General features: G+C 68.7%; 17 protein-coding genes. 10 read left to right on the forward strand and 7 right to left on the reverse strand.

The window, feature by feature from the left end; genetic code table 11:
- Positions 1–131: 131 nt before the first annotated feature.
- Entirely contained in the window at positions 132–1,733 is a 1,602-nt protein-coding gene (locus ACXN5S_RS09640) for a Y-family DNA polymerase (RefSeq protein WP_458605216.1), read from the reverse strand.
- A 408-nt stretch (positions 1,734–2,141) separates the two neighbouring features.
- A complete protein-coding gene (locus tag ACXN5S_RS09645) occupies positions 2,142–2,894 on the reverse strand; it encodes a hypothetical protein (protein ID WP_458605217.1) in 753 nt (250 codons plus the stop codon).
- Positions 2,895–3,217: 323 nt separating this feature from the next.
- Here ACXN5S_RS09645 and ACXN5S_RS09650 point away from each other — a divergent pair, with 323 nt between their 5' ends.
- Positions 3,218–4,570, forward strand: coding sequence for a cytochrome-c peroxidase (locus ACXN5S_RS09650; protein WP_458605218.1), 1,353 nt, complete (start codon positions 3,218–3,220; stop codon positions 4,568–4,570).
- A 293-nt stretch (positions 4,571–4,863) separates the two neighbouring features.
- Here ACXN5S_RS09650 and ACXN5S_RS09655 read toward each other — a convergent pair whose 3' ends face one another.
- A complete protein-coding gene (locus ACXN5S_RS09655; protein WP_458605219.1) occupies positions 4,864–6,477 on the reverse strand; it encodes a CRTAC1 family protein in 1,614 nt (537 codons plus the stop codon).
- The gene (locus ACXN5S_RS09660) at positions 6,474–7,778 is read right to left on the reverse strand and encodes an ROK family protein (RefSeq protein WP_458605220.1); all 1,305 of its coding nucleotides are present in this window, start codon (positions 7,776–7,778) and stop codon (positions 6,474–6,476) included. Before ACXN5S_RS09660 ends, ACXN5S_RS09655 begins: the two co-directional genes overlap by 4 nt.
- Positions 7,779–7,994: 216 nt before the next feature.
- Between ACXN5S_RS09660 and xylF the strand changes: the two genes are divergently transcribed.
- The 5 genes from xylF (at position 7,995) to xylA (ending at position 13,962) form a co-directional block, all read left to right on the forward strand.
- Entirely contained in the window at positions 7,995–9,020 is a 1,026-nt protein-coding gene (gene xylF, locus ACXN5S_RS09665) for a D-xylose ABC transporter substrate-binding protein (RefSeq protein WP_458605221.1), read from the forward strand.
- 86 nt (positions 9,021–9,106) lie between these two features.
- On the forward strand, positions 9,107–10,405 hold the full coding sequence (locus ACXN5S_RS09670; protein ID WP_458605222.1) for a sugar ABC transporter permease: 1,299 nt from the start codon (positions 9,107–9,109) through the stop codon (positions 10,403–10,405).
- Positions 10,405–11,175 (forward strand): ATP-binding cassette domain-containing protein, encoded by a 771-nt coding sequence (locus ACXN5S_RS09675; RefSeq protein ID WP_458605223.1) that lies wholly within the window; start codon positions 10,405–10,407, stop codon positions 11,173–11,175. The genes ACXN5S_RS09670 and ACXN5S_RS09675 overlap by 1 nt, the downstream gene beginning before the upstream one ends.
- Positions 11,176–11,211: 36 nt before the next feature.
- The gene (gene xylB, locus ACXN5S_RS09680; RefSeq protein WP_458605224.1) at positions 11,212–12,648 is read left to right on the forward strand and encodes a xylulokinase; all 1,437 of its coding nucleotides are present in this window, start codon (positions 11,212–11,214) and stop codon (positions 12,646–12,648) included.
- A 21-nt stretch (positions 12,649–12,669) separates the two neighbouring features.
- Entirely contained in the window at positions 12,670–13,962 is a 1,293-nt protein-coding gene (xylA, locus tag ACXN5S_RS09685; protein WP_458605225.1) for a xylose isomerase, read from the forward strand.
- Positions 13,963–14,040: 78 nt separating this feature from the next.
- Here xylA and ACXN5S_RS09690 read toward each other — a convergent pair whose 3' ends face one another.
- Positions 14,041–14,601 carry an NADPH-dependent FMN reductase gene (locus tag ACXN5S_RS09690; RefSeq protein ID WP_458605226.1) on the reverse strand — a complete coding sequence of 187 codons (561 nt, stop codon included), beginning with the start codon at positions 14,599–14,601 and terminating at the stop codon, positions 14,041–14,043.
- 86 nt (positions 14,602–14,687) lie between these two features.
- On the opposite strand from ACXN5S_RS09690, the gene ACXN5S_RS09695 reads away from it, so the two are divergent.
- On the forward strand, positions 14,688–15,671 hold the full coding sequence (locus ACXN5S_RS09695) for an aldose epimerase family protein (RefSeq protein WP_458605227.1): 984 nt from the start codon (positions 14,688–14,690) through the stop codon (positions 15,669–15,671).
- 54 nt (positions 15,672–15,725) lie between these two features.
- Here ACXN5S_RS09695 and ACXN5S_RS09700 read toward each other — a convergent pair whose 3' ends face one another.
- The gene (locus ACXN5S_RS09700; protein WP_458605228.1) at positions 15,726–17,099 is read right to left on the reverse strand and encodes a sensor histidine kinase; all 1,374 of its coding nucleotides are present in this window, start codon (positions 17,097–17,099) and stop codon (positions 15,726–15,728) included.
- Positions 17,086–17,763 carry a response regulator gene (locus tag ACXN5S_RS09705; RefSeq protein WP_458605229.1) on the reverse strand — a complete coding sequence of 226 codons (678 nt, stop codon included), beginning with the start codon at positions 17,761–17,763 and terminating at the stop codon, positions 17,086–17,088. The genes ACXN5S_RS09700 and ACXN5S_RS09705 overlap by 14 nt, the downstream gene beginning before the upstream one ends.
- Before the next feature lie 154 nt (positions 17,764–17,917).
- On the opposite strand from ACXN5S_RS09705, the gene ACXN5S_RS09710 reads away from it, so the two are divergent.
- The 3 genes from ACXN5S_RS09710 to ACXN5S_RS09720 all read left to right on the forward strand — a co-directional run bounded on the left by ACXN5S_RS09710 (position 17,918) and on the right by ACXN5S_RS09720 (position 21,563).
- Positions 17,918–18,496, forward strand: a complete 579-nt coding sequence (locus ACXN5S_RS09710; protein WP_458605230.1) for an HdeD family acid-resistance protein — start codon at positions 17,918–17,920, stop codon at positions 18,494–18,496.
- Positions 18,497–18,637: 141 nt separating this feature from the next.
- The gene (gene mprF, locus ACXN5S_RS09715) at positions 18,638–21,226 is read left to right on the forward strand and encodes a bifunctional lysylphosphatidylglycerol flippase/synthetase MprF (protein WP_458605231.1); all 2,589 of its coding nucleotides are present in this window, start codon (positions 18,638–18,640) and stop codon (positions 21,224–21,226) included.
- 13 nt (positions 21,227–21,239) lie between these two features.
- On the forward strand, positions 21,240–21,563 hold the full coding sequence (locus ACXN5S_RS09720) for a YidH family protein (protein WP_458605232.1): 324 nt from the start codon (positions 21,240–21,242) through the stop codon (positions 21,561–21,563).
- Positions 21,564–21,601 lie beyond the last annotated feature (38 nt).

Consider the following 21,601-nt stretch of genomic DNA (forward strand, 5'->3'; position numbering starts at 1 on the left):
CATGCGCAGCCGGGCCGTCGTCCGGGGCTTCGGGGATAAACCGCGCAGCCCCGGCGTGGTGTCCGCCCCCCCACGGGTCGGGCGCGGCCCTTCCGAGGGGAAGGTGAGGGGGCGGCGAGCAGAGAGCCCCCTCATGCGAAGGCCCCGTGCACGTACCAGCGTGGCGGGCCGCCGCGGCGGTCGCCCTCGATCCCCTCGCGGTAGAGCCAGAAGCGGCGGCCCTGGTGATCTTCAATGCGCCAGTAGTCGCGCAGGCGGGTGCCGGGGCTGTCCTGCCACCATTCGGGGGCGATCCTTTCTGGCCCCGAGAAGCGGGTGACGCGGTGGGTGACGCGCCGCCAGATGAACTGCGCCGGCGGGCCCTCGGGCACAGCATGGATCACGCGCACCTCCTCGGCCGGCTCGAAGAGGCGGAGAGGCCGGGGCGCGGCGCGGGGCGGGGCCGGCGGTGTCGCCGGCTCGGGCCGACCGGCGATGGCGGGGGGCGCCTCTTCGGCCCGCTCGGGCACATGGCTCTCCACCGGGCGGGGGCGGGTGAGGTTATGGGCGCCGAAGCGGGCGGAGAGGCGGTCGACCAGCGCCGCCAGCTCCTCCCCCTCCGCCCGCCGGGCATCGAGGCGCTGCTGGCGCTGGGCGATGCGCTCCACCCGCGGCGCGGCCAGCGTGAGGCAGTCGAAGCCGAAGCCCGGGTCGAGCCGGTCGAGCTTGCCATCGAAGAGCCGCGCCAGATGCGCGGCGTCGCGGCTGGCGCGGGCGGTGGTCACGGCGGCGCCGGCCGTCTCGCCATCGGTGCGGAAGATGGTCAGCACCAGCCGCCGCGCGCCGAAGCCGGCAGCGGCAAGGCTCGCGGCCAGCTCCTCGGCCAGGGCGGGGATCATGGGCAGCGGGTCCATCACCGGCTCGGCGAGGCGGCGGCGGGCGAGAAAGCGCGGCGGCTCGTCCGGCGCGTCGATTGGCTCGTCGCTGCGGCCCATGGCCTGATCGAGCCGCAGGAGCGGGTTGCGCGAGAGGGGCTCGCGCCCGAAGCGGCGGGCGAGCGAGAGGCGCGGCAGGGCGGCGAGATCGCCGATGGTCTTGAGGCCGAGCCGGTGCAGCAGCGTCAGCACCTCCTCCTCCAGCCGCAGGGCGCGGACGGGCAGGGGCGCGAGGCTGGCGGCGAGATCGCCCATCCCGCAGCGCGCGCGGACGGGGCCGAAGCGCGCCAGCGCCCAGGCGGCGCCGCGGCTGGGCGCGATGGCGAGGCGGGCCGAGAGGCCGAGCCCGGCGAGCTCCGCCTCGATGCCCGCCAGCATCGCGGCCTCGCCGCCGAAGAGATGATCGCAGCCCGTCGTGTCGAGGATCAGCGCGGCGGAGCCGGGCGGCGCCGTCTCGCCGGCGCTGGTGTCGATCGCCGTCCACGGGCTCCAGCGCCGCGACCAGCGCATCAGCCGGGCGAGAGCGGCGGCATCGCCGCCCCGGTCGGCATAGGCGACCTTGAGCTCGGGCAGGAGGGCGCGCGCATCGACGACGCGCATGCCGGGCTGCACGCCGCCAAGGAGCGCCGCCCGCGTCGCCGCCTCGACGACCGGCCCGTGCCGCCCCTCGACCATCAGCACCAGCGGCAGCTCGGCCCCCGCCGCGCCGCCGCCCGCCTCGCCCTGCCGCTCCGCCTCGCGCAGATGCCGCTCGATGGCGAAGCCGGGCAGGCTGAGCGAGAGGAGGCGCCGGGCCGCGGAGGGACCCGGCACGCTCATGGCCGCGGCGCTGCTTCGCGGCCGGGGGAGCCCTGGCCCGGGGGCAGGGAGGGCAGGCGGGCCGGGGAGGGGGGCTGTCTGCCCCCCGCCGCCGTTGGCGGCCCCCCCGAGGATTTTGCAGGAGCAAAGACAGGGGGAGGGCGGCGGGCCGCGCTCGGCTGAGGATCGAGGTTGGCGCGGCGGCGGGCGGTGTGACGGGGGGCGCGCGCCGGTAACGAGCTCTTAACCACTTTCGGGGCAGGATGGGTGGGCAGCCGGAGCGGGGACGCGGCCGGTTGTGAGCGAAGACGGGCCACCGTCGGGCAGCCTGTCTCCTTGCCGAGGCAGGCTGCCTTGCTGTCTTTGCTCCGAAAAAATCCTCGGGGGGTGAATTGGCCAAAGGCCAAGAGGGGGGCAGACAGCCCCCCTTCAGCGCCGCAGGGCCAGTTGAACGACGTTGGTGACGGGCGCCGGGCGCTCCACCGGCGGGGCGGGAGGCTCGCCCTCGGGCGCGTCGCCGGGCGGGGTGAGGCCCCAGGCCGCCTCGTTGAAGGGCGCCTCGTGGCGGAAGGCGAGCGCAGTCTCATGCGTGACCACCCAGTCCGCCGGCACCCGCCAGCGGGCGCGGAAGAGGCCGGCGCGCCAGGTGGGCGCTGCCGGAGCCTGCAGGTCCGGCGGGGCGGCGAAGGAGGGCAGCGAGGCGAGGCGCCAGCGGCTGCGCGCCGCCGACAGATCGGCCCGCGCCGCCCGTCGGATCAGCCAGGCCGGCACCTTTTCGCCCTCGGCCCGCATCGCCAGCCGCTTGGTTGCCGTGAAGGAGAGCACCGGCGCCTCGCCCCAGATCTCGCCCACCACGGCTGAGAGCGAGGGGCAGGCCAGCCCCTCCTCCATCGCGCGCAGCACATCCGCGGGCCGAGAGACGGTGAGTACGAAGAGCTCCACCCCCGGCCCGAGCCCGGCGAGCATCATCCGCCCCGCCTCGCGGCGGCTGAGCCTGTCCTGCACCCAGAGCACCGGCCCGGGCGCCAGATGCGCCAGCACGAAGCCGGGAGCCGCCGCATCCGCCGCATCCGAGGCGAAGACCTCGGCGAGGCTCGGCGCCCGGCCTGCCAGCGGCGAGGGAGAGGGGGCGGCGCGCTCCTCCGGGGCTGAACGGGGGGAGGGCGAGCGGAGGGAGCGCATGGTGTGGCCGCCCGGCCGGGGCCAGCCCGGTCCGCTCTCTGCCGGGATGGCCCGAAGGGGGGCGCCGCTCGGAGGGGAGGGGGCATCGGCAGGCCGGCGCTCCTCGCCCGGAGAGGCGGAAGCGGAGCTCTGTGATGCATTGGCGATCGTGGCAGCGGGCCAAGGCAAGGGGGACTCACATCAGGTTTGTTCTCTTTTTGTTCTACACCCCCGTTCTCCGAGTCGTCAAACCCCTCCGCTCGCGTCGATGCCCGCGGCAGCCCCTTTTCTAACCGGCCGCACCGGTCCATGTTGCGCGCCAGCCGGAGGAGCTGGAGGAGCCCATGCCGCATAAATCCATCACGCGCGCGAGCGCCGCCGCCCTGCTGGCGGGCCTCGCCGCCGCCGCGCTGGCCCAGGGCCGGCCCGAGGGCCTGCCCGCCCCGCTGACCGACGCGGATTTCCCGCCCGTCGACAGGGCCGAGGCCGAACTCGGGCAGCTGCTCTTCTACGATCCCATCCTCTCGGGTGGGAAGGAGGTGGCCTGCGTCACCTGCCACCACCCCGCCTTCGGCACCTCCGACGGGCTGTCGCTCGGCCTCGGCGATGGCGGCATCGGCCTTGGGCCGGAGCGGGTGGCCGACCCGGAAAACATGCCCGAGGAGCGGGTGCCGCGGAACGCGCAGGGGTTGTGGAACGTCTCGGCCCTGCAATACCGCGCCATGTTCATGGACGGGCGCGTCGAGCTCGACGAGGGCCATGCGCATGGCATGCGCACGCCGCTGGAAGACGAGATGCTCGATGGGCTGACCTCGATGCTCTCGACGCAAGCGATGTTCCCCGTGGTCTCGCCCGACGAGATGGCGGGGCATTATCAGGAGAGCGATGTCTCTCAGGCCGTGCGGATGGGCCTCTTCACCGGCGAGGGCGGCGCGTGGGACCTGCTGGCGCGGCGGGTGGCGGCGATCCCCGCCTATGCGGAGCGGTTCGAGGCGGTCTATCCGGAGAGGGTGACTGCGCCGGAGGACATCACCTACCAGGAGATCTCCAACGCCATCGCCGCCTTCATGGCCTTCGAATTCCGCTCCGACACCGCGCCGTTCGACGCCTGGCTGAAGGGAGAGGCGGAGCTGGAGGGGCGCGCCGCCGAGGGGGCGGAGATCTTCTACGGGCGGGGCGGCTGCAGCGGCTGCCACGCGGGGCCGTTCCTGACCGATCACGATTTCCACGCCATGGGCGACGTGCAGATCGGCCCCGGCAAGGGCGCCCGCTTCGAGCAACACGACCGCGACGAGGGGAGGGCCGAGGTGACCGGCCGGGCGGAGGACATGTATGCCTTCCGCACCCCCTCGCTGCGCAACGTGGCGCTGACCGAGCCTTATGGCCATGCCGGTGCCTTCCGGACGCTGGAGGGCTACCTCGCCTTCCACGTCGACCCGGTGGCGGGAATGGAGGCCTATGACCGCGCCGAGGCGCTGCTGCCGGAGCTGGGCGTGAGCGACTGGGCCATCATGGACACCGACGAGGACCGGGCGGCCATCGAAGCTGCGGTGGAGGTGCCGCCGGTGGAGCTGAGCGAGGCCGATATCGAGGCGCTCGTGGCGTTTCTGGGCACGCTGACCGATCCGGTGGCGGAGACGGGGCGGCTGGGCATCCCAGAGACGGTGCCGAGCGGGCTGAATGTGCCGATGCCCTAGGGGCGGGGTGGTGGGGTGCCACTTTTGCGTCAGTTCCCCTTGGCCGACACTCGATGCCTGGTGCAAGGGTCGCGCCCGACCCGTGAGTGGGCGGACGCGCCGCTCAAGCTGACCGATTTATCCCTGAAGCATCGGACGACCGGCCTGCTGCGAGCATCATCGCCATGCGCCCGCCCGGGGGGCGGGTCGGGGGCGGCCCGCGCTTGGTCAGCGCGGGCCAGTAAGTGGGCGGGTCTCGCTCAGCTGGTGCAGGCTGGATGGTTCCGACTGGAGAGAGACGCGACCCCTTGGCTTCAAGGATGCGCCAGAGACACCACCGCATCCACCCCGACCTCGGCCTCGCTGACCGTGCCGTCGGGCCAAGTCACCGTAACGCTGGCCGCCTCTGCTTCGCCCAGGCCGAAGTGCTGCGGTACGGCCTCACCGCCGGCATGGCCGCCGCCGATGGTGACCTGGCGGGTGTGGCGCTGGCCGTCCTCCGTTTCCACCACGATCTCGGCGCCGATGGCGCGGCTGTTGCCGCCGGGCTGGGAGAGGTCGATGGCAAGCCAGTGGCCCGTGCCCTCCGTCACGTTGCGGTAGAGTTCCAGCGGGGCGCGGCGGTTGACGACCACCAGGTCGAGCCGGCCGTCTCCGTCGAGATCGGCCAAAGCCGCGCCGCGGGAGCGGTCGGTCGTGGCGATGCCGGCGACCAGGCCGGTTTCGGTGAAGGTGCCGTCCTCCCCCTGCATCAGCAGATTGTTGGGGTCGTGGATGGCGTTGCTGGGCATCTGGTCGACATTGCCCTTGGCGATGAAGAGATCGTCGCGCCCGTCATTGTCGACATCGCCCCATTCGGCATGCCAGCCGGTGGAGGGGCGGCCGTCGTCGCCCAGATAGGGGCGCTGGGCATAGGTGCCGATGGAATAGGGCGCGGCGCGATAGGCGCCGTCGGGCCCGGCGAGCTGCAGGAGCTGATCGCCCATCGAGGTGAGCATCACCTCGTCGCGCCCGTCGCCGTCGAGGTCGCGGGAGGCGATGCCCATGCCCCAGAGGGAGACGGTGGGCCAGCCATCCTCCTCGGTGAGGAACCGGCCCTCATCGATGTCCCACATCTGCTCGTAGCCGCCGCGCACGTAATAGTGCCGGTCGTTGGAGAGGCGGAGGCCGAGGCGGCGACGGGCATCACGGGCGGCGAGGATGGAGAGGGCGCAGAAGCCCGGCTCCAGCGGCTCGGAGACGTAGCCGGAGGGGGAGGGGCGCAGGATGACGTTGCCGTCGCAGGCCTCGAAGGGGCCGGACGGATCGGCGCGGTCGACATAGTGGCCGATGGCGAGGGTGGGGGGGCCGTCGCCCTCCCACCAGGCGGTGAAGGCGGTGGACCAGCGGTCTTCGGCCGGGATGGTGTCCTGGCCGGTGGCCTCGGTGAAGCCGCAGGCGCCGTCGCCGAGGAGCAGCCGGTCGGGGCCGACGCGCAGGACGAAGAGGTCCAGCGCGCCGTCGCCGTTAACATCCAGCGGGTAGGCGCCGGTGCTGCCGGTGATCTCGGGGAAGGGGGCAGGGGTGAAGGCGAAGCCGCCCTCGTTGCGCAGGAGCAGCATGGGGGAGGTGCCGCCGGCGGCGACGATCTCCGGCAGGGCATCGCCGTTGCAGTCGAAGACCGCGGCGCCGCCGCCGACGAAATGCTCCCAGCCGCCGGTATATTCGTGCGCGGGGATGTCGGCCGAATGGGGCTCGAAAAGCGGGTCGGCAGTGGCGGGCAGGGCGAGGATGGTGAGCGCAAGGACCGGCAGGAGAGTGCGGAGGGGGGCGCGGCCCCCCGCCTGCGGCCCCCCCGGGATATTTTGAGAAAAGCGAGAGATTGGGGCGGGGCGATGGGGGCGGGCGATGGCGCCTGGTGCGGCGGCCTCACGAAGGGTGGGGATCATGCGGCGGCCGTGCCGATCACGCGGTCGGTGACCTTGTCGAGCGCCAGAGCCGTGGCGCCGCGCGCCCAGACCAGATCGCCCCAGGCGTGTATCTGCACATCGGCGGGGGGGCGGCCGGAATCGAGCACCTGGCGATGCAGCTCGGCCAGCATCTCGTCCGCATAGAGATAATCGTATTGCATGCGCTCGCCCGACAGGATGACCAGCTCGGGGTCGAAGAGCTGCAGCACATTGCTGAGCCCGAGCGAGAGGATCTTGCCGGCGCGGTTGAAGATCGACCGGGCCGCGGCATTGCCGGCCTTGGCCTCGGCGAAGAGATCCTCCAGCAGCATGTGCACGTCGACCGGGTCGCGAGACGACATGCCGAGCGCGGTGCGCGCCTCACGGGCGAGGGCATAGTCGGCGACATAGGCCTCAAGGCAGCCGCGCTTGCCGCAGCGGCAGAGGGCGCCGTCGATCTGCACCTTGGTGTGGCCGAGCTCCAGCCCCATGCCGCGGGTGCCGCGCCAGAGCCGGCCGCCGATGACCGCGCCCATGCCCACGCCGCCCTCGATGGTGACAACGAGGAAATCCTGCGTGTTGCGCCCGGCGCCGAACCACAGCTCGGCCAGGGTGAGCATGTTGGCATCGTTGTCGATATAGGTGCGCACGCCGAAACGTTCTTCAAAGGCGGCGGCGAGCGGCAGATCGCGGCCCGTCATCACCGGCGACCAGGGGATGGTGCCGGCGTGATGGTCAACCATGCCGGGCAGGCCGATGCCGGCGGCGGAGATGTCGCCGGGGCGCACGCCCGTCTCCGCCAGCAGCCGCTCCACCAGGCGGCCGATCTCGGCGATCATCTCTGGCATAGCCTTGCGCGCGGCGCTGGCCGCGACGGCAACCTCGGCGCGGATCGTGCCGGCGAAATCGGCGAGCACGGCGGTGTGACGCTCGTCCCCGAGCTTGATGCCGACGACATGGTGGGCGCCGCCCACCACCTCCAGCGCTACGGGAGGGCGGCCACGGCCCATTTCCAGCCGCTCGCGCGGCGCGTCGGTGACCTCGCGCAGATTGCCCTGCGCAATGAGATCGGAGGTGAGCGTGGTGACCGAGCCGGCAGAGATGCCGAGCGCGCGTACGACATCGGCCCGGGCGGCCCGGCCCGAGGCGCGCACATGCTCGAACACCAGCTGGCGCAGGGCCTTGGTCTCGCCAGACGAGGGCGCGCTAACCAGCGGGCCGCAGCCCGACGGCTCGACGGCGGCGGGGGCCGCGGCAGATGCGCCCTCGTCGGCATCCCCTGCGGGGAAGACCTCCTCCATATACTTCATCCCGTACGACTTATTGGGCCGCTCAGGCCCCTCCCGTTCATTGTCTGCATCTTAGAAGGCATCCGATTGATTGGAAGAGGCAATTTTTGTTCGCTGGGCGCAAAAATATTCTTTGACAGGCGAATAAAAGAAGTCATGCTGTCGGCGCAGAGTCGTAAGGCTCGCCACCGGCTCGAGAACGGGCGTGGTGAAGATAGGGAGGTACCTATGCGTAACGCACTAGTCGCCGCCGTCGTTGCGACGGTTGGCTTTTCCACGTCCGCTCTGGCGCAAGACCTGACGGTCGGTGTGAGCTGGTCGAACTTTCAGGAAGAGCGCTGGAAAACCGACGAAGCCGCCATCATGGCCGCGCTCGAGGCCGCCGGCGCCACGTATGTGTCGACCGACGCGCAATCCTCGTCGTCCAAGCAGCTCTCCGACATCGAGAGCCTGATGGCGCAGGGCGTCGACGCGCTGATCGTTCTGGCGCAGGACACGCAGGCCGTTATCCCGGCCGTGCAGGCCGCCGCCGACGAGGGCATTCCGGTCATCGCCTATGACCGTCTCATCGAAGACGACCGCGCCTTCTACCTGACCTTCGACAACGTCGAAGTCGGCCGTATGCAGGCCCGCGCCGTTCTCGAAGCGGCGCCGGAAGGCAACTATGTCATGATCAAGGGCTCGCCGACCGACCCGAACGCCGACTTCCTTCGCGGCGGCCAGCAGGAAGTGCTGCAGGACGCCATCGACAGCGGTGCGATCACCATCGTCGGTGAAGCCTATACCGATGGCTGGGTTCCGGCCAACGCGCAGCGCAACATGGAGCAGATCCTGACCGAGAACGACAACAACGTCGACGCGGTCGTGGCCTCCAACGACGGCACCGCCGGCGGCGCCGTGGCGGCTCTTGCCGCCCAGGGCATGGACGGTATCCCCGTCTCTGGTCAGGACGCCGACTTCGCCGCGCTGAACCGCGTGGCCCAAGGCACCCAGACCGTCACCGTCTGGAAAGACAGCCGTGACCTCGGCCGCGCCGCCGGCGAGATCGCCGTGCAGCTCGCCCAGGGCACCGAGATGTCCGCCATCGAGGGCGCCGAGGAGTGGACCTCCCCGGCCGGCACCACGATGTGGGCCGAGTTCCTTGCCCCGGTTCCGATCACCGCCGACAACCTCGACACCATCGTCGATGCCGGCTGGATCAGCCAGGAAGAGCTCTGCCAGGGCGTGACGGACGGCCCGTCGCCCTGCAACTGAGCCTCTTGAGGCTCTAGCACCAAGCGCCAACGGGCGCCCCGGGACTTGCCGGGGCGCCCTCCACTTCGCCGAAGGCCGTCTTTCCCATGAGCGACACGACATCGGGCAGCACTGCCCCCGCCCCGAAGCGGCGGAGCCTGCTTCAGACCCTTGAGATCGACACCCGGCTGCTGGGCATGATCGGCGCCTTCGTGCTGATCTGCATCGCCTTTTCGATTTTCACCGACGGGCGCTTCCTGTCGGCCCGCAACATCTTCAACCTGACGATCCAGACGGTCAGCGTCGCCATCATGGCGACCGGCATGGTCTTCATCATCGTCACCCGCCATATCGACCTGTCGGTCGGCGCCATCCTGGCGCTTTGCTCTGCCGTAATGGGCATGATGCAGGCGCGCTGGCTGCCCGAGATGCTGGGCGGGTTCGATTCTTTCTGGATCGCCCCGATCACCATCATCGCCGGCCTCGTCGTGGGCACCATTATCGGCGCCTTCAACGGCTGGCTCGTTGGCTATCAGGGCATTCCGGCCTTCATCGTCACGCTCGGCGGCCTGCTCGTCTGGCGCAACGTCGGCTGGTACATCACCGACGGTCAGACGATCGGCCCGCTCAACGCCAACTTCCTGCTCTTTGGCGGGGCCGAGGGCACGCTCGGCACCACGGTCAGCTGGATCGTCGGCGCCATCGCCTGTGTCGCCGCCATCTGGGCGCTCTGGTCGGCACGGCGCAGCAAGATCGAGCATGAATTCCCGGTGAAGCCCATGTGGGCCGAAGTGGCGCTCGGCATCGTCTTCATCGCCGCCATCCTCGCCTTCGTGTGGGTGCTGAATTCCTACCTCGTGCCGCAGGGCAAGCTGGAGCGCCTGTTCGAGGCGCGCGGCGAGGTGCTGCCCGAGGGCTATACACAAGGCCATGGCCTGCCGATCTCGGTGATGATCCTGGCGCTTGTCGCCGTGGTGATGACGATCATCGCCCGCAAGACGCGGCTTGGCCGCTACATCTTCGCCACCGGCGGCAACCCCGATGCGGCGGAGCTGTCGGGCATCAACACCAAGATGCTGACCGTGAAGGTCTTCGCGATCATGGGCTTCCTCTGCGGCCTATCCGCTGTCGTGGCCTCGGCGCGCCTGACCTTCCACACCAACGACATCGGCACGCTCGACGAGCTGCGCGTCATCGCCGCCGCCGTCATCGGGGGCACCGCGCTTTCGGGCGGTCTCGGCACGATCTACGGCGCCATCCTCGGCGCGCTGATCATGCAGTCGCTGCAATCGGGGATGGGCATGGTCGGCGTCGACGCGCCGTTCCAGAACATCGTGGTCGGCGGCGTGCTCGTCTTCGCCGTCTGGGTCGACATCATGTATCGCAAGCGCTGGGGAGGCAAATGATGTCCGAGGTCAATCGCAGCGGCACACCGCTCGTCGAACTGAAGAACATCCGCATCTCCTTCGGCGGCGTCCATGCCGTCGACGATGTCAGCGTCGATCTTTATCCGGGGGAGGTCCACGGCCTGCTCGGGCACAACGGCGCGGGCAAGTCCACGCTCATCAAGTGCCTCTCGGGCGCCTACAAGCAGGACTCGGGCGACGTCTTCGTCAACGGCGAGAAGGCGGTGATCAACAACCCGCGCGATGCGCGCGGCTACAACATCGAAACGATCTACCAGACGCTCGCGCTGGCCGATAACCTCGATGCCGCCTCGAACCTCTTCCTCGGGCGCGAGCTGACGACCGGCCTCGGCCTCGTCAACGACGCGGCCATGGAGGCCGAGACGCGCAAGATCATGCACCGGCTCAACCCGAACTTCAAAAAGTTCAAGGACCCGGTCTCGGCCCTCTCGGGCGGTCAGCGCCAGTCGGTCGCCATCGCGCGGGCCGTCTATTTCAACGCCCGCATCCTCATCATGGACGAGCCCACCGCGGCGCTCGGGCCCCAGGAGACGCAGATGGTCGCCGACCTGATCACCGAGCTGAAGAAGGACGGCCTCGGCATCTTCCTCATCGACCACGACGTGCACGCCGTGAAGCAGCTCTGCGACCGGGCGTCGGTGATGAAGAACGGCGAGCTCGTCGGCACGGTCGATGTGGACAAGGTGAGCGAAGACGACCTCCTCGCCATGATCATCCTCGGCAAGAAGCCGGAGCATCTGGCGGCCTGATCCGCCTTGTAATTCTGATTTTCGAAAGGGCCTCACATGTATCTCGGCCTCGATCTCGGCACGTCCGGCCTCAAGGGCATCCTGCTTGATGACGATCAGCGCGTGGTGGCCGAAGCCACCGCGCCCCTGACCAACGAACGCCCCCACGACGGCTGGTCGGAGCAGGCCCCCGAAAGCTGGATCGCCGCGGCAGAGGCGGTGTTCGCCGAGCTTGGCGCCAAGGCGGACCTGTCGGGCCTGAAGGGCATCGGCCTCTCGGGCCAGATGCACGGCGCGACCCTGCTGGACAGCGCCGACAAGGTGCTGCGGCCCTGCATCCTGTGGAACGATACCCGCTCGGCGGACGAGGCGGCGGAGCTGGATGCCAACCCCGCCTTCCGCAAGCTGACGGGCAACATCGTCTTCCCCGGCTTCACCGCGCCGAAGCTGGCTTGGGTGAAGCGCCACGAGCCGGAGATCTTCGCAAAGGTCGCCAAGGTGCTGCTGCCGAAGGATTACCTGCGCCTCTGGCTGACCGGCGACTACGTGGGCGAAATGTCCGACGCCGCCGGCACCGCCTGGCTCAACGTCGAGACCCGCGACTGGGCCGACGAGCTTCTGGCCGCCACCGACCTCTCCCGCGCACACATGCCGCGGCTGGTCGAGGGCTCGGAGGTCTCCGGCACGCTCCGCGGTGAGCTGGCGGCGAAATACGGCATCCCGGCCGGCGTCGTCGTGGCCGGGGGCGGGGGCGACAACGCGGCCTCTGCCGTGGGCATGGGCGTGGTGAAAGCGGGGCAGGCCTTCGTCTCCCTCGGCACCTCGGGCGTGCTCTTCGCCGCCTCCGACGCCTACCAGCCCGACGCCGCCAGCGCCGTGCACACCTTCTGCCATGCGCTGCCCGGCACATGGCACCAGATGGGGGTGATCCTGTCGGCGGCGGACTCGCTGAACTGGTTCGCCGGCATCGCAGGCGCCCCGGCCTCGGAGCTGACGGGCAGCCTCGGCGAGCTCAAGTCCCCCGGCCGCACGCTCTTCCTGCCGTATCTCGGCGGCGAGCGGACGCCCCATAACGACGCCAAGGTGCGCGGCGCCTTCCTCGGGCTAGATCACGGCGCCGACCGCGCCGCGCTGACCCGCGCGGTGCTGGAGGGCGTGACCTTCGCGCTCGCCGATTGCGCCGAGGCGCTGAAGGGCACCGGCACCGCCATCGACCGGCTCATCGCCGTCGGCGGCGGCTCGCGCTCCGACTACTGGCTGAAGGCCATCGCCACCGCGCTCGACATGCCCGTCGAGCTGCCCGAGGCCGGCGATTTCGGCGGGGCCTACGGCGCCGCGCGGCTCGGCCTCATGGCCGCCACCGGCGCCGGCACCGAGATCGCCACCCCGCCGGCCATTGCCCGCACCATCGAGCCCGAGGCCGGGCTGACCCAGGCCTTCAAGGACACCCATGACCGCTACCGCGCCGCCTACGGTGCGATCCGCAGCGTCTGACCATCAGTGACGAGGACCAACATGACCGATTTCTTCAAGGGCATCCCCGAGATCAAGTTCGAGGGGCCGGACAGCACCAACGAATTCGCCTTCAAGCATTACAACCCCGACGAGATGCTCATGGGCAAGCGCATGGCCGACCACCTGCGCTTCTCCATCGCCTACTGGCACAGCTTCGCCTGGGAGGGCGGCGACCCCTTCGGCGGGCGCACCTTCGACCGCCCGTGGTGGGGCGACAGCATGGACGCTGCCAAGATGAAGGCCGATGTCGCCTTCGAGATGTTCCGCATCCTCGGCGCGCCGTTCTTCTGCTTCCATGACCTCGACGTGCGGCCGGAGGGCGAGACCTTCGCCGAGAACCAGTCGAACCTCGACGCCATTGCCGACGTCTTCGCCGGCAAGATGGAAGAGACGGGCACGAACCTGCTCTGGGGCACCGCCAACCTCTTCACGCACCGCCGCTTCATGTCGGGCGCCGCGACCAACCCCGATCCGGATGTGTTCGCCTGGTCCGCCGCCACCATCAAGGGTTGCATGGACGTCACGCACAAGCTCGGCGGGCAGAACTACGTGCTCTGGGGCGGGCGCGAAGGCTACGAGACGCTGCTCAACACCGACCTCGCGCAGGAGCGCAAGCAGGCCGGGCGGATGCTGCAGATGGTCGTCGACTACAAGCACAAGATCGGCTTCAAGGGCGCGATCCTCGTCGAGCCGAAGCCGCAGGAGCCGTCGAAGCACCAGTACGATTACGACGTCGCCACGGTCTACGGCTTCCTCAAGGAGTTCGGCCTCGAGGGCGAGGTGCAGATGAACATCGAGCAGGGCCATGCCATCCTCGCCGGCCACAGCTTCGAGCATGAGCTGGCGATGGCGGCGAGCCTCGGCATCCTCGGCTCGATCGACATGAACAAGAACGACTACCAGTCCGGCTGGGATACCGACCAGTTCCCGACCAACGTGCCGGAAGTGGCGCTGGCCTATTACGAGGTGCTGAAAGCCGGTGGCTTCAACACCGGCGGCACCAACTTCGACGCCAAGCTCCGCCGCCAGTCGCTCGACCCCGAAGACCTGATCCTCGGCCATGTCGGCGCCATGGATGTCTGCGCCCGCGGCCTGAAGGCGGCCGCGGCGATGCTGGAGGACGGCAAGCTCGAAGAGGCCCGCGCCGCCCGCTACGCCGGCTGGAACGATGCGCCGTGGCTGGACATGGATCTGGAAGCGATCGAGGCCAAGGTGCGCGCCGATGGCGTGAACCCCGAGCCGCGCTCGGGCCGGCAGGAGCGGCTGGAGAACCTCGTCAACTCCTACCTCTGAGTAGGGTGGAGAGGCCGGGGGGCTGTCTGCCCCCCGGACCCCCCGAGGATATTTAAAGAAAAGCGAGGAGGGGCGGGCTTAGCCCCGCATCGTCTTCAGCGCGTCGGCCCAAAGGACGAGCTCGTCGAACATGCCGGTGAGGCCCTTGTCCATCTCCTCGTTGGCCTTGAGCGTGCCGTTGTCGATGAGCTTGCCGAAGAACGGGACGGGGACGGTTTGCTTGAGCGGCATCATACCCTGATTGGCGATCAGCGTCCGCAGCTCCTGCGCCGCGCGCAGGCCGCCCGAGACGCCGCCGTAGCAGACGACGCCCGCGACCTTGCGGTTCCATTCGGTCGAGAGGCATTGCAGCGCGTTGACCAGGCTGGCGGGGGCGAAGAAATCATATTCCGGCGTGACGAAGACGACGGCGTCGGCCTCTTTCATTTTGTCCGACCAGGCGCGGGTGTGCTCGTGCTGGTAGTCGTGCATGGCCGGGTGGTTCGGCTCGTCGAGGAGCGGCAGGTCGAAGTAGGCGAGGTCGACAAGCTCGGCCTCGATGTCACCGCGGCCCTTCGCGACGCGATGCACCCATTCGGCCACGGCGGGGCCTTTGCGGGTGGGGCGGGTGCTGCCGATAACGATTTTCACATTGAGCATGAGATATCCTTTCCTTGCCGCTGGGGCTTTGCCCCACACTATGGCGCGGCCGGGCAGGGGCAAGGCGAACGCGAGGAGAGGGCGGCATGAGAGAACATTTCGGGCGGGCGCCGGATGGCGGTGATGTCGAACGCGTCACCATCCGCGGCGGCGGGCTGACGGCCAGGGTGCTGAGCTGGGGCGCAACGCTGCAGGATCTGCGGCTGGAGGGCGTGGATCACCCGCTGGTGCTGGGCGCGGAGGAGCTGGATGCCTATCTCGGCCCGATGCTCTATTTCGGCGCGCTCGTGGGCCGCGTCGCCAACCGCATCGACCGGGGCGAGGCGGAGCTGGATGGCGAGCTGCTGCAGCTCGACCGCAACGAGCCGCATGCCACGCTGCATGGCGGGCCCTTCGGGGCGGGCGAGAAGAACTGGCGCATTGCCGAGCTGGGCGAGAGCCATGTCACGCTCACCCTGCGCATGCCCGATGGCGAGGGGGGCTTTCCCGGCAATCTCGATGTCACCGCCTATCTGGCGGTGGGCGACGACGGGCTGTCGCTGGATATCGAGGCGGAAACCGACGCACCGACGCTCTGCGCCTTCGCGCATCATTCCTACTGGAACCTCGACGGGCGCGACGATCTTTCGGGCCATGTGCTGACCTTGCCGGCCGAGTATTACCTGCCGGTCGACGATCACCTGATCCCGCTGGGCGCGCCCGAGCCGGTGGCGGGCACGCGCTTCGACTTCCGGCAGGGGCGGGCGGTGCATCAGAGGGGCGACGCGCCGCTCGACCACAACCTCTGCATTGATGGCGAGGGCCTGCGCCATGCCGGGGCGCTGGAGGCGGGCGGGCTGCGGCTCGACATTCGCGCCGACATGCCGGGGCTGCAGGTTTACGAGGGATTCCTGATCGATACGGCGCCACATGTGGGCCTGACCGGCCGGCCCTACGGCTGCCGCGCCGGGCTGGCGCTGGAGCCGCAGATGTGGCCCGACGCGCCGAACAACCCGAGCTATCCGCCCGTGGTGCTGCGCCCCGGTGAGACATGGCGGCAGCGCGCGCGGTTCAAGATTTCGCGGAGCTAGGGCGGGGCGCGTGGGGCGGGCGTCCCTGGCCCCTCACGAACGTTCCCTGGCTGGCTAGCGTGCCAGAGCAGGGAAGGTCAACTCGACGATGAGGCCCGGCTGGTTGTCTCTCAGCGCGACGCGGCCCTGGTGCTTCTCGGCAATCGCCCTGACGAGCGCCAGGCCAAGGCCGCTTCCGGGCTTCGACCGGCTGGGGTCGAGCCGGTGAAACGGCTCGAAAACCCGGTCCATCGCGTCCGCGGGTATGCCGGGGCCCTTATCCGCCACCGTGAACAGGATGCACCCGTCACCATGGGTGAGCCTCGCGGTGATGCGGTTGCCCTCCGCCCCATGGGTGATCGCGTTCTGCAGAAGGTTCACCATGAGCTGCTGAAGCATCTGGGCATCGCCCCGGATCACATGGTCCGCCGCCGCATCCGCCTCGAACGACAGGCTCTGGCCGGCATCCTCGGCGATCAGGGCAAAGGTCTCGACCAGTTCGCCTGCCAGCTCCTTCAGGTCGACGTCCGCCGTCAGAACCCCGTCACCGGCCGCTTCGATACGCGAGAGTTGCAGGTAGGCGTCGAAGATGACGCGCATGTTTTCCAGCTCGTCCTGCGTGTCTGCGAGCTCGTGGTTGGGGGCCTCGCCGCCATCAACCTTTTCGATGGCTTTGCCGAGGGAAAGATAGGCGCGGCCGAGAGGCGATTTCAGATCGTGCGCGGCGGCGGCGGCGGTGTTGCGCGTCGTGGCGACCATGCGCGAGAGCCGTTCGAGGTGAAGGTTCATCTGCCGGGCAATGCGGTCGATCTGCGTCGTGCCGCCATTCTCCGGGATACGCACCTCCATGTCCCCCTCGCTGGTGCGCGACAGGGCGGTTTCGATGTCTCTCAGGCGCCGCAGGCTCTTGCTGCTGAGGTAGTAGCCGACCGACAGCATCGTCAGGACAACGACGAAGCCGCTGATGGTGAGGGTTCGGAAGATGAGAACCTGCGTGTGGTACAGAAGGTCCAGCCGCTGGCCGACGACGAGCATATTTCCGGCCAGGGGGCCGGCGTAATAGACGTAGTCATGGCCGGTGCCTGCGGGCGCTGCGACCGAATGGTCGAGAGGTCCGACCTGCAGGCCGGTGCCGTCCGGCCGGGTCTCGACGTTTCCGGCGATAAGATTGTCGGCCGTCCCGAACAGCGCCACCGCGTGGTGCCCGCTCGATGACAGACGCGAGACCTTCTCGATGGTCTGCAGCACATGGTCGGGGCCTTCGTTCTCGTGGTCGGCGGCGATGATGTTCCAGCGCTGCTGCACGTCGTCGCCCAGCTCGGCGATCAGGCTGCTTTCGATGTAGGAAAGCGCCGCCCAGCCAAACAGTACCAGCACCGCCACAAAGACGATGGCCGACCGCAGAACCGCCGAGAACGCGGCGCCCGAGAGGACGTCACCGCGGTCCATGCATGGAATACCCGGTGTTGCGAACGGTGTGGATGAGGGGCGTGCCGAAGGGCTTGTCGACCTTGGCGCGCAGGCGGCTCATATGGGTTTCGACAACTGTCGTGTTCGGCTCGAAATTGAAGTTCCAGACGCGTTCCAGAAGCAGCGTGCGGGTCACGACCCGGCCTGCGTTGCGCATCAGGATTTCCAGGATGCTGAACTCCTTGGCGTGCAGCTCGATCACGGTGCCCCCGCGCCTGGCGGTGCGGGAGAGCAGGTCGAGCGTCAGGTCGTGAACACTCAGGACAGGCTCCACCTGCTTTTCAGACCTGCGGCGGACGATCGCGTCGATCCGGGCGACGAGTTCGGAGAAGTGGAAGGGCTTCGTCAGGTAATCGTCGCCGCCGGCTGCGAGGCCCTCGACACGGTCTTCGACCTGCCCCAGCGCGGTCAGGAAGAGGACCGGGGTCGTCTTGCTCGACGCTCTGAGCGCCTTGAGCACCGAAAGCCCGTCCATGCCGGGCAGCATGCGGTCCAGGATTGCGAGGTCGCAGTCGTTGTAGAGGCAATAGCTCAGCGCCTCGCGCCCGTCGGAGATATGGTCGACCGAGTGGCCGTTCTCGGACAGGCCGGCGACGATGTAGTCGGCAATCTTCGCATCGTCTTCTGCTAGCAGGATCTTCATCGGCATCCGTCTCCTGCGCTCATCTAACGAGAACCGGGAGGCCCGTGCCAGCGAAACAGCATTCTTTGCATGGATGTAAGGTTCGCGAGAGTTTCCGGCGATGGCGCGCCTCTATCCCCAGGCTGCACCGGTCTGACCGGCTGAAGACTTGGGAATGAACATAATGCAGCGGTATCTCACCAATCTGAAAGCATCGGCGCGGCCGGAGGCTGCGCTCTACGATGTGCGGAACCTCAGACTGGCCGGCATCGTCATGGCCGCCATCGGTGCCCTCGCCATTCTGCTGCCGCATATCGCCACCTTCGGGGCCGAGATCCTCGTGGCCTGGATGCTGACGATCTGGGGCGCCGTCGGCCTTTGGCTCTCCTGGGCCATCAGGCCCACGCCGGAGTGGCGCTACGGCTTTGCGGCCTGCGGACTAGTGTTCGTGGCGGGGCTTGCGCTGGTGCTGTTCCCGCTCGCGGGGATCGCTGCGCTGACTGTCTTGATGATGCTGTCCTTCCTGATCGAAGGGATCCTGTCGATCCTGTTCGGGCTGCGCAGCAGCGCGCATGTGTCGAACTGGGGGTGGCTGGTGTTCAGCGGGCTGTGCTCCTTCGCCGCCGGCGGGGTGATCCTGTTCGGCTGGCCGTGGACGGCAAGCTGGACGCTGGGCCTGATAATGGGGCTGAACTTTCTCTCCACCGGCCTGTCGCTCTTGATGCTGGCGCGGTTCGGGAAGGGCCCGGCCTGACATGCGTGACGCCACCGATCATGGCGAGACTCCGTCCGCCCATCCTGTCTGGGGACTGGCTTTCCGGGCGGCGGTATCTGGACCTCACGGTCCCTCTCCCTTCATCCTCCAGATCCAGTGATCCTCTCAAGGAAGGTAACGATGGCCGACGTTAAGACGCCGACACTCCTGCCGCGCGTGCTGCGCGTGATCGAGCACCCGGCATTCAAGATCGCGATTCCGCTCGTCATCGGCGTCATTGCCGTGATCGTGCTGCACAAGCTGGCCAGCCATGTGCGGTGGACAGATGTGAAGGCCGATCTTGGGGCGGCACGCCCGGCCGCGCTTCTCGCGGCGCTGGGCTGCACCGTGATGAGCTTCACGGGTATCGCCGCCTACGACTTTCTCGCCATGCGGGCCGCCGCGCCCGGCCGGATGCCCGCCCCGGTGCCTCTGGTCACAGGGGCCGCGGGCTATGCCGTCTCCGGCCTTCTGGGGGTGTCCTATCTCACCGGCACGGCTGTTCGGTATCGGGTCTATTCGGCATTCGGCCTCGACCTGGTCACGATCACCGCGATCATCGCGATTTCCTGGTCGGGGTTCCTCTCTGCGCTGGTTCTGGCCTTCGGTGCCTTGCTGACGCTGCATCCCTCTGGGCTGAGCGCGGTCGTCGACATCTCGCCGACCCTTGAGACGTCACTCGGGATTGCCCTGCTGGCTGTCCTGGGCGCCTATCTGCTGTGGCTCGCGACGGGTAAGCGGCGGGTGAAGTCGGGGAGCTACAGCATCGAGTTGCCGGGCCCTTTCCGGGCGGGCGGCCTTACTCTGGCCGGGCTTTGCGATGTCTCCGGCGCGGCCCTGACGCTCTACGTTTTGTTGCCGCCCGACCTTGTTCCGAACCTGCCGTTCTACGCCGCTGTCTATCTTGCCGCGGTCGGCCTTGGCATCCTCAGCCATTCGCCGGGCGGCTTAGGCGTTTTCGAGGCGACCATCATCGCGGGGCTGGGGGCCTCGGGGCGTTCGGACGTGCTGGCGTCGCTGCTGCTCTACCGCCTGATCTACACCGTCCTGCCGTTCTCGATCGCCGCCTCCGGCCTTGCGATCACGGCGGCGATGGCCAATCGCGGGCGGCTCAAATCGACCTCGGGTGTGCTCTGGCGCGCGATGAAGCCCGTGGTGCCGATCCTTGCCTCGGCGCTGGCCATGCTCGCGGGGGTCGTTCTGCTGCTTTCCGGCGACCTGCCGGCCGAAAGCACCCGGCTGGAGGTTCTGCGCGACCTTCTGCCGCTTGGAGTGGTCGAAGCATCGCATCTCGCCGGAAGCCTGGCCGGTGTGCTGCTGATCGTCGTTGCTGCCGGGCTCTACCGCAAACTCTACCGCGCCTGGCTGTTCGCCATGGTGCTGATCGGGGTGGGGTTCGTCGTGTCGCTGGCCAAGGGGCTCGACTGGATCGAGGCCCTGTCGATGACCGCCAGCTTCGCGCTTCTGGCGCTGCTTCGCCCGGCCTTCTACCGCGCCGAGGATGTCTCGCTCTTCCGGCTGGACAGGCGCTGGATCCTGAACGTTTTGCTACTGGGGGCGGCGGTCTTCTGGGTGGGGCTCTTTGCGTACAATCATGTCGACTACCGCAATTCGCTCTGGTGGCAGTTCAGCTGGAACGGCGATGCCTCGCGCTTCCTGCGGGCCAGCCTTGTCGTTGCCATCGTGCTGGCGGCGGTCGTAGTGAATTCGCTGATCAGCCACCGGCCCGTGGTGCGCGAGACGCATGACATCCCCGACGTCGTGCGCCGGCTGGTGGCCGAGAGCGAGGATACCGAGGCCAATATTGCCCTGACCGGTGACAAGCTGTTCCTGGTGTCCGACGACGAGACGGCCTTCATCGCCTATGCCGACACGGGCAAGTCGCTCATCGCAAAGGGAGACCCGGTCGGCGACGTGAAGGCCGGGCGCGCCCTTGTCTGGGCCCTGCGTGAGAAGGCCTATAGAACGGGCAAGCGGGTGGCGTTCTACTCGGTGTCGCCAACCTACCTGCCCACCTATCTCGACCTCGGCCTCTCCATCCTGAAGATCGGCGAGGTTGCGCGGGTCGATCTGCACGGCTTCACACTCGACGGCTCGAAGCGCAAGGAGCTGCGGCAGGCGCGCAACCGCGCCGCGCGGGACGGCTTCGTCTTCGAGATCGTCCCGCGTGCCGAGACCGAAGCGATCCTGCCGGAACTGCGACAAATCTCCGACGCCTGGCTTGCGCATAAGCAGGGGGAGGAGAAGGGCTTCTCCCTGGGCGCCTTCACCGAAGACTATATGCGCAACTTCGACGTGGCGGTTCTTCGGGAGCCCGGCGGCAGCATCGTTGCCTTCGCCAACCTCTTCGAGGGCGCGGGCCGGCACGAATTGTCGATCGACCTCATGCGCTATTCGCCGAGCGCACCGAACTTCGCGATGGACGCGCTGTTCGCCGAGCTGCTGCTCTGGGGCGCGGCGGAGGGCTATCGCTGGATGTCGCTCGGCGCCGCGCCCTTCGCCGGGGTCGAGAACCGCGACCTCGCACCGCTTTGGAACCGGGTCGGAGGCTTCGTCTACGAGCACGGCGAGCATTTCTACCGGTTCGAGGGGCTGCGCGCCTACAAGGAGAAGTTCGATCCCGTCTGGTCGCCCAATTACCTCGCCTGCCCGGGCGGGCTCGCGGCGCCGCGCATCCTTTACGAGGTCAATATGCTCGTCTCCGGCGGCCTTCGCGGGCTCATGAAGTAAAAAGGGGCTGCGGATGATCGTCAACTTCGAGACCCATACGAGCAATGAACGGATGTTCCTGTCGTGGGTGCGCACCGCTGTTGCCATCGTGGGCTTCGGCCTTGCGGCTGCCCGGCTGGGCACCCGCCCGGTGCCGCTCTGGTCGAGCTATCTGCTTTTTGCATCGGGCGGCGCCGTCGTGCTGATCGCCTGGCTGAGGATGCGCCATGTGCGCCGGCGGATCGACCTTGAGGAGCGGCTTCCCGATGACGACGGCCCGGCCGAGGTGTTTCTGCTGGCGCTGGTGATGGCGCTGTTCCTGCTGTTGGGCAGCTTCGCGGTTCATGTCGCACCCTGATTGGCCGGCAGTCCGGGCGGTCGCCAGCGTGCTTCGGC

It is taken from the genome of Pseudoroseicyclus sp. H15, assembly GCF_054353345.1.

Coding starts and splice junctions, on each gene's coding strand:
- ACXN5S_RS09695 (WP_458605227.1), top strand. CDS start 14,688: ATGAGAGAACATTTCGGGCGGGCGCCGGATGGCGGTGATGTCGAACGC.
- xylA (WP_458605225.1), top strand. CDS start 12,670: ATGACCGATTTCTTCAAGGGCATCCCCGAGATCAAGTTCGAGGGGCCG.
- xylB (WP_458605224.1), top strand. CDS start 11,212: ATGTATCTCGGCCTCGATCTCGGCACGTCCGGCCTCAAGGGCATCCTG.
- ACXN5S_RS09655 (WP_458605219.1), bottom strand. CDS start 6,477: ATGATCCCCACCCTTCGTGAGGCCGCCGCACCAGGCGCCATCGCCCGC.
- ACXN5S_RS09660 (WP_458605220.1), bottom strand. CDS start 7,778: ATGGAGGAGGTCTTCCCCGCAGGGGATGCCGACGAGGGCGCATCTGCC.
- ACXN5S_RS09645 (WP_458605217.1), bottom strand. CDS start 2,894: ATGCGCTCCCTCCGCTCGCCCTCCCCCCGTTCAGCCCCGGAGGAGCGC.
- ACXN5S_RS09640 (WP_458605216.1), bottom strand. CDS start 1,733: ATGAGCGTGCCGGGTCCCTCCGCGGCCCGGCGCCTCCTCTCGCTCAGC.
- ACXN5S_RS09700 (WP_458605228.1), bottom strand. CDS start 17,099: ATGGACCGCGGTGACGTCCTCTCGGGCGCCGCGTTCTCGGCGGTTCTG.
- ACXN5S_RS09675 (WP_458605223.1), top strand. CDS start 10,405: ATGTCCGAGGTCAATCGCAGCGGCACACCGCTCGTCGAACTGAAGAAC.
- ACXN5S_RS09705 (WP_458605229.1), bottom strand. CDS start 17,763: ATGAAGATCCTGCTAGCAGAAGACGATGCGAAGATTGCCGACTACATC.
- xylF (WP_458605221.1), top strand. CDS start 7,995: ATGCGTAACGCACTAGTCGCCGCCGTCGTTGCGACGGTTGGCTTTTCC.
- ACXN5S_RS09690 (WP_458605226.1), bottom strand. CDS start 14,601: ATGCTCAATGTGAAAATCGTTATCGGCAGCACCCGCCCCACCCGCAAA.
- ACXN5S_RS09710 (WP_458605230.1), top strand. CDS start 17,918: ATGAACATAATGCAGCGGTATCTCACCAATCTGAAAGCATCGGCGCGG.
- mprF (WP_458605231.1), top strand. CDS start 18,638: ATGGCCGACGTTAAGACGCCGACACTCCTGCCGCGCGTGCTGCGCGTG.
- ACXN5S_RS09670 (WP_458605222.1), top strand. CDS start 9,107: ATGAGCGACACGACATCGGGCAGCACTGCCCCCGCCCCGAAGCGGCGG.
- ACXN5S_RS09720 (WP_458605232.1), top strand. CDS start 21,240: ATGATCGTCAACTTCGAGACCCATACGAGCAATGAACGGATGTTCCTG.
- ACXN5S_RS09650 (WP_458605218.1), top strand. CDS start 3,218: ATGCCGCATAAATCCATCACGCGCGCGAGCGCCGCCGCCCTGCTGGCG.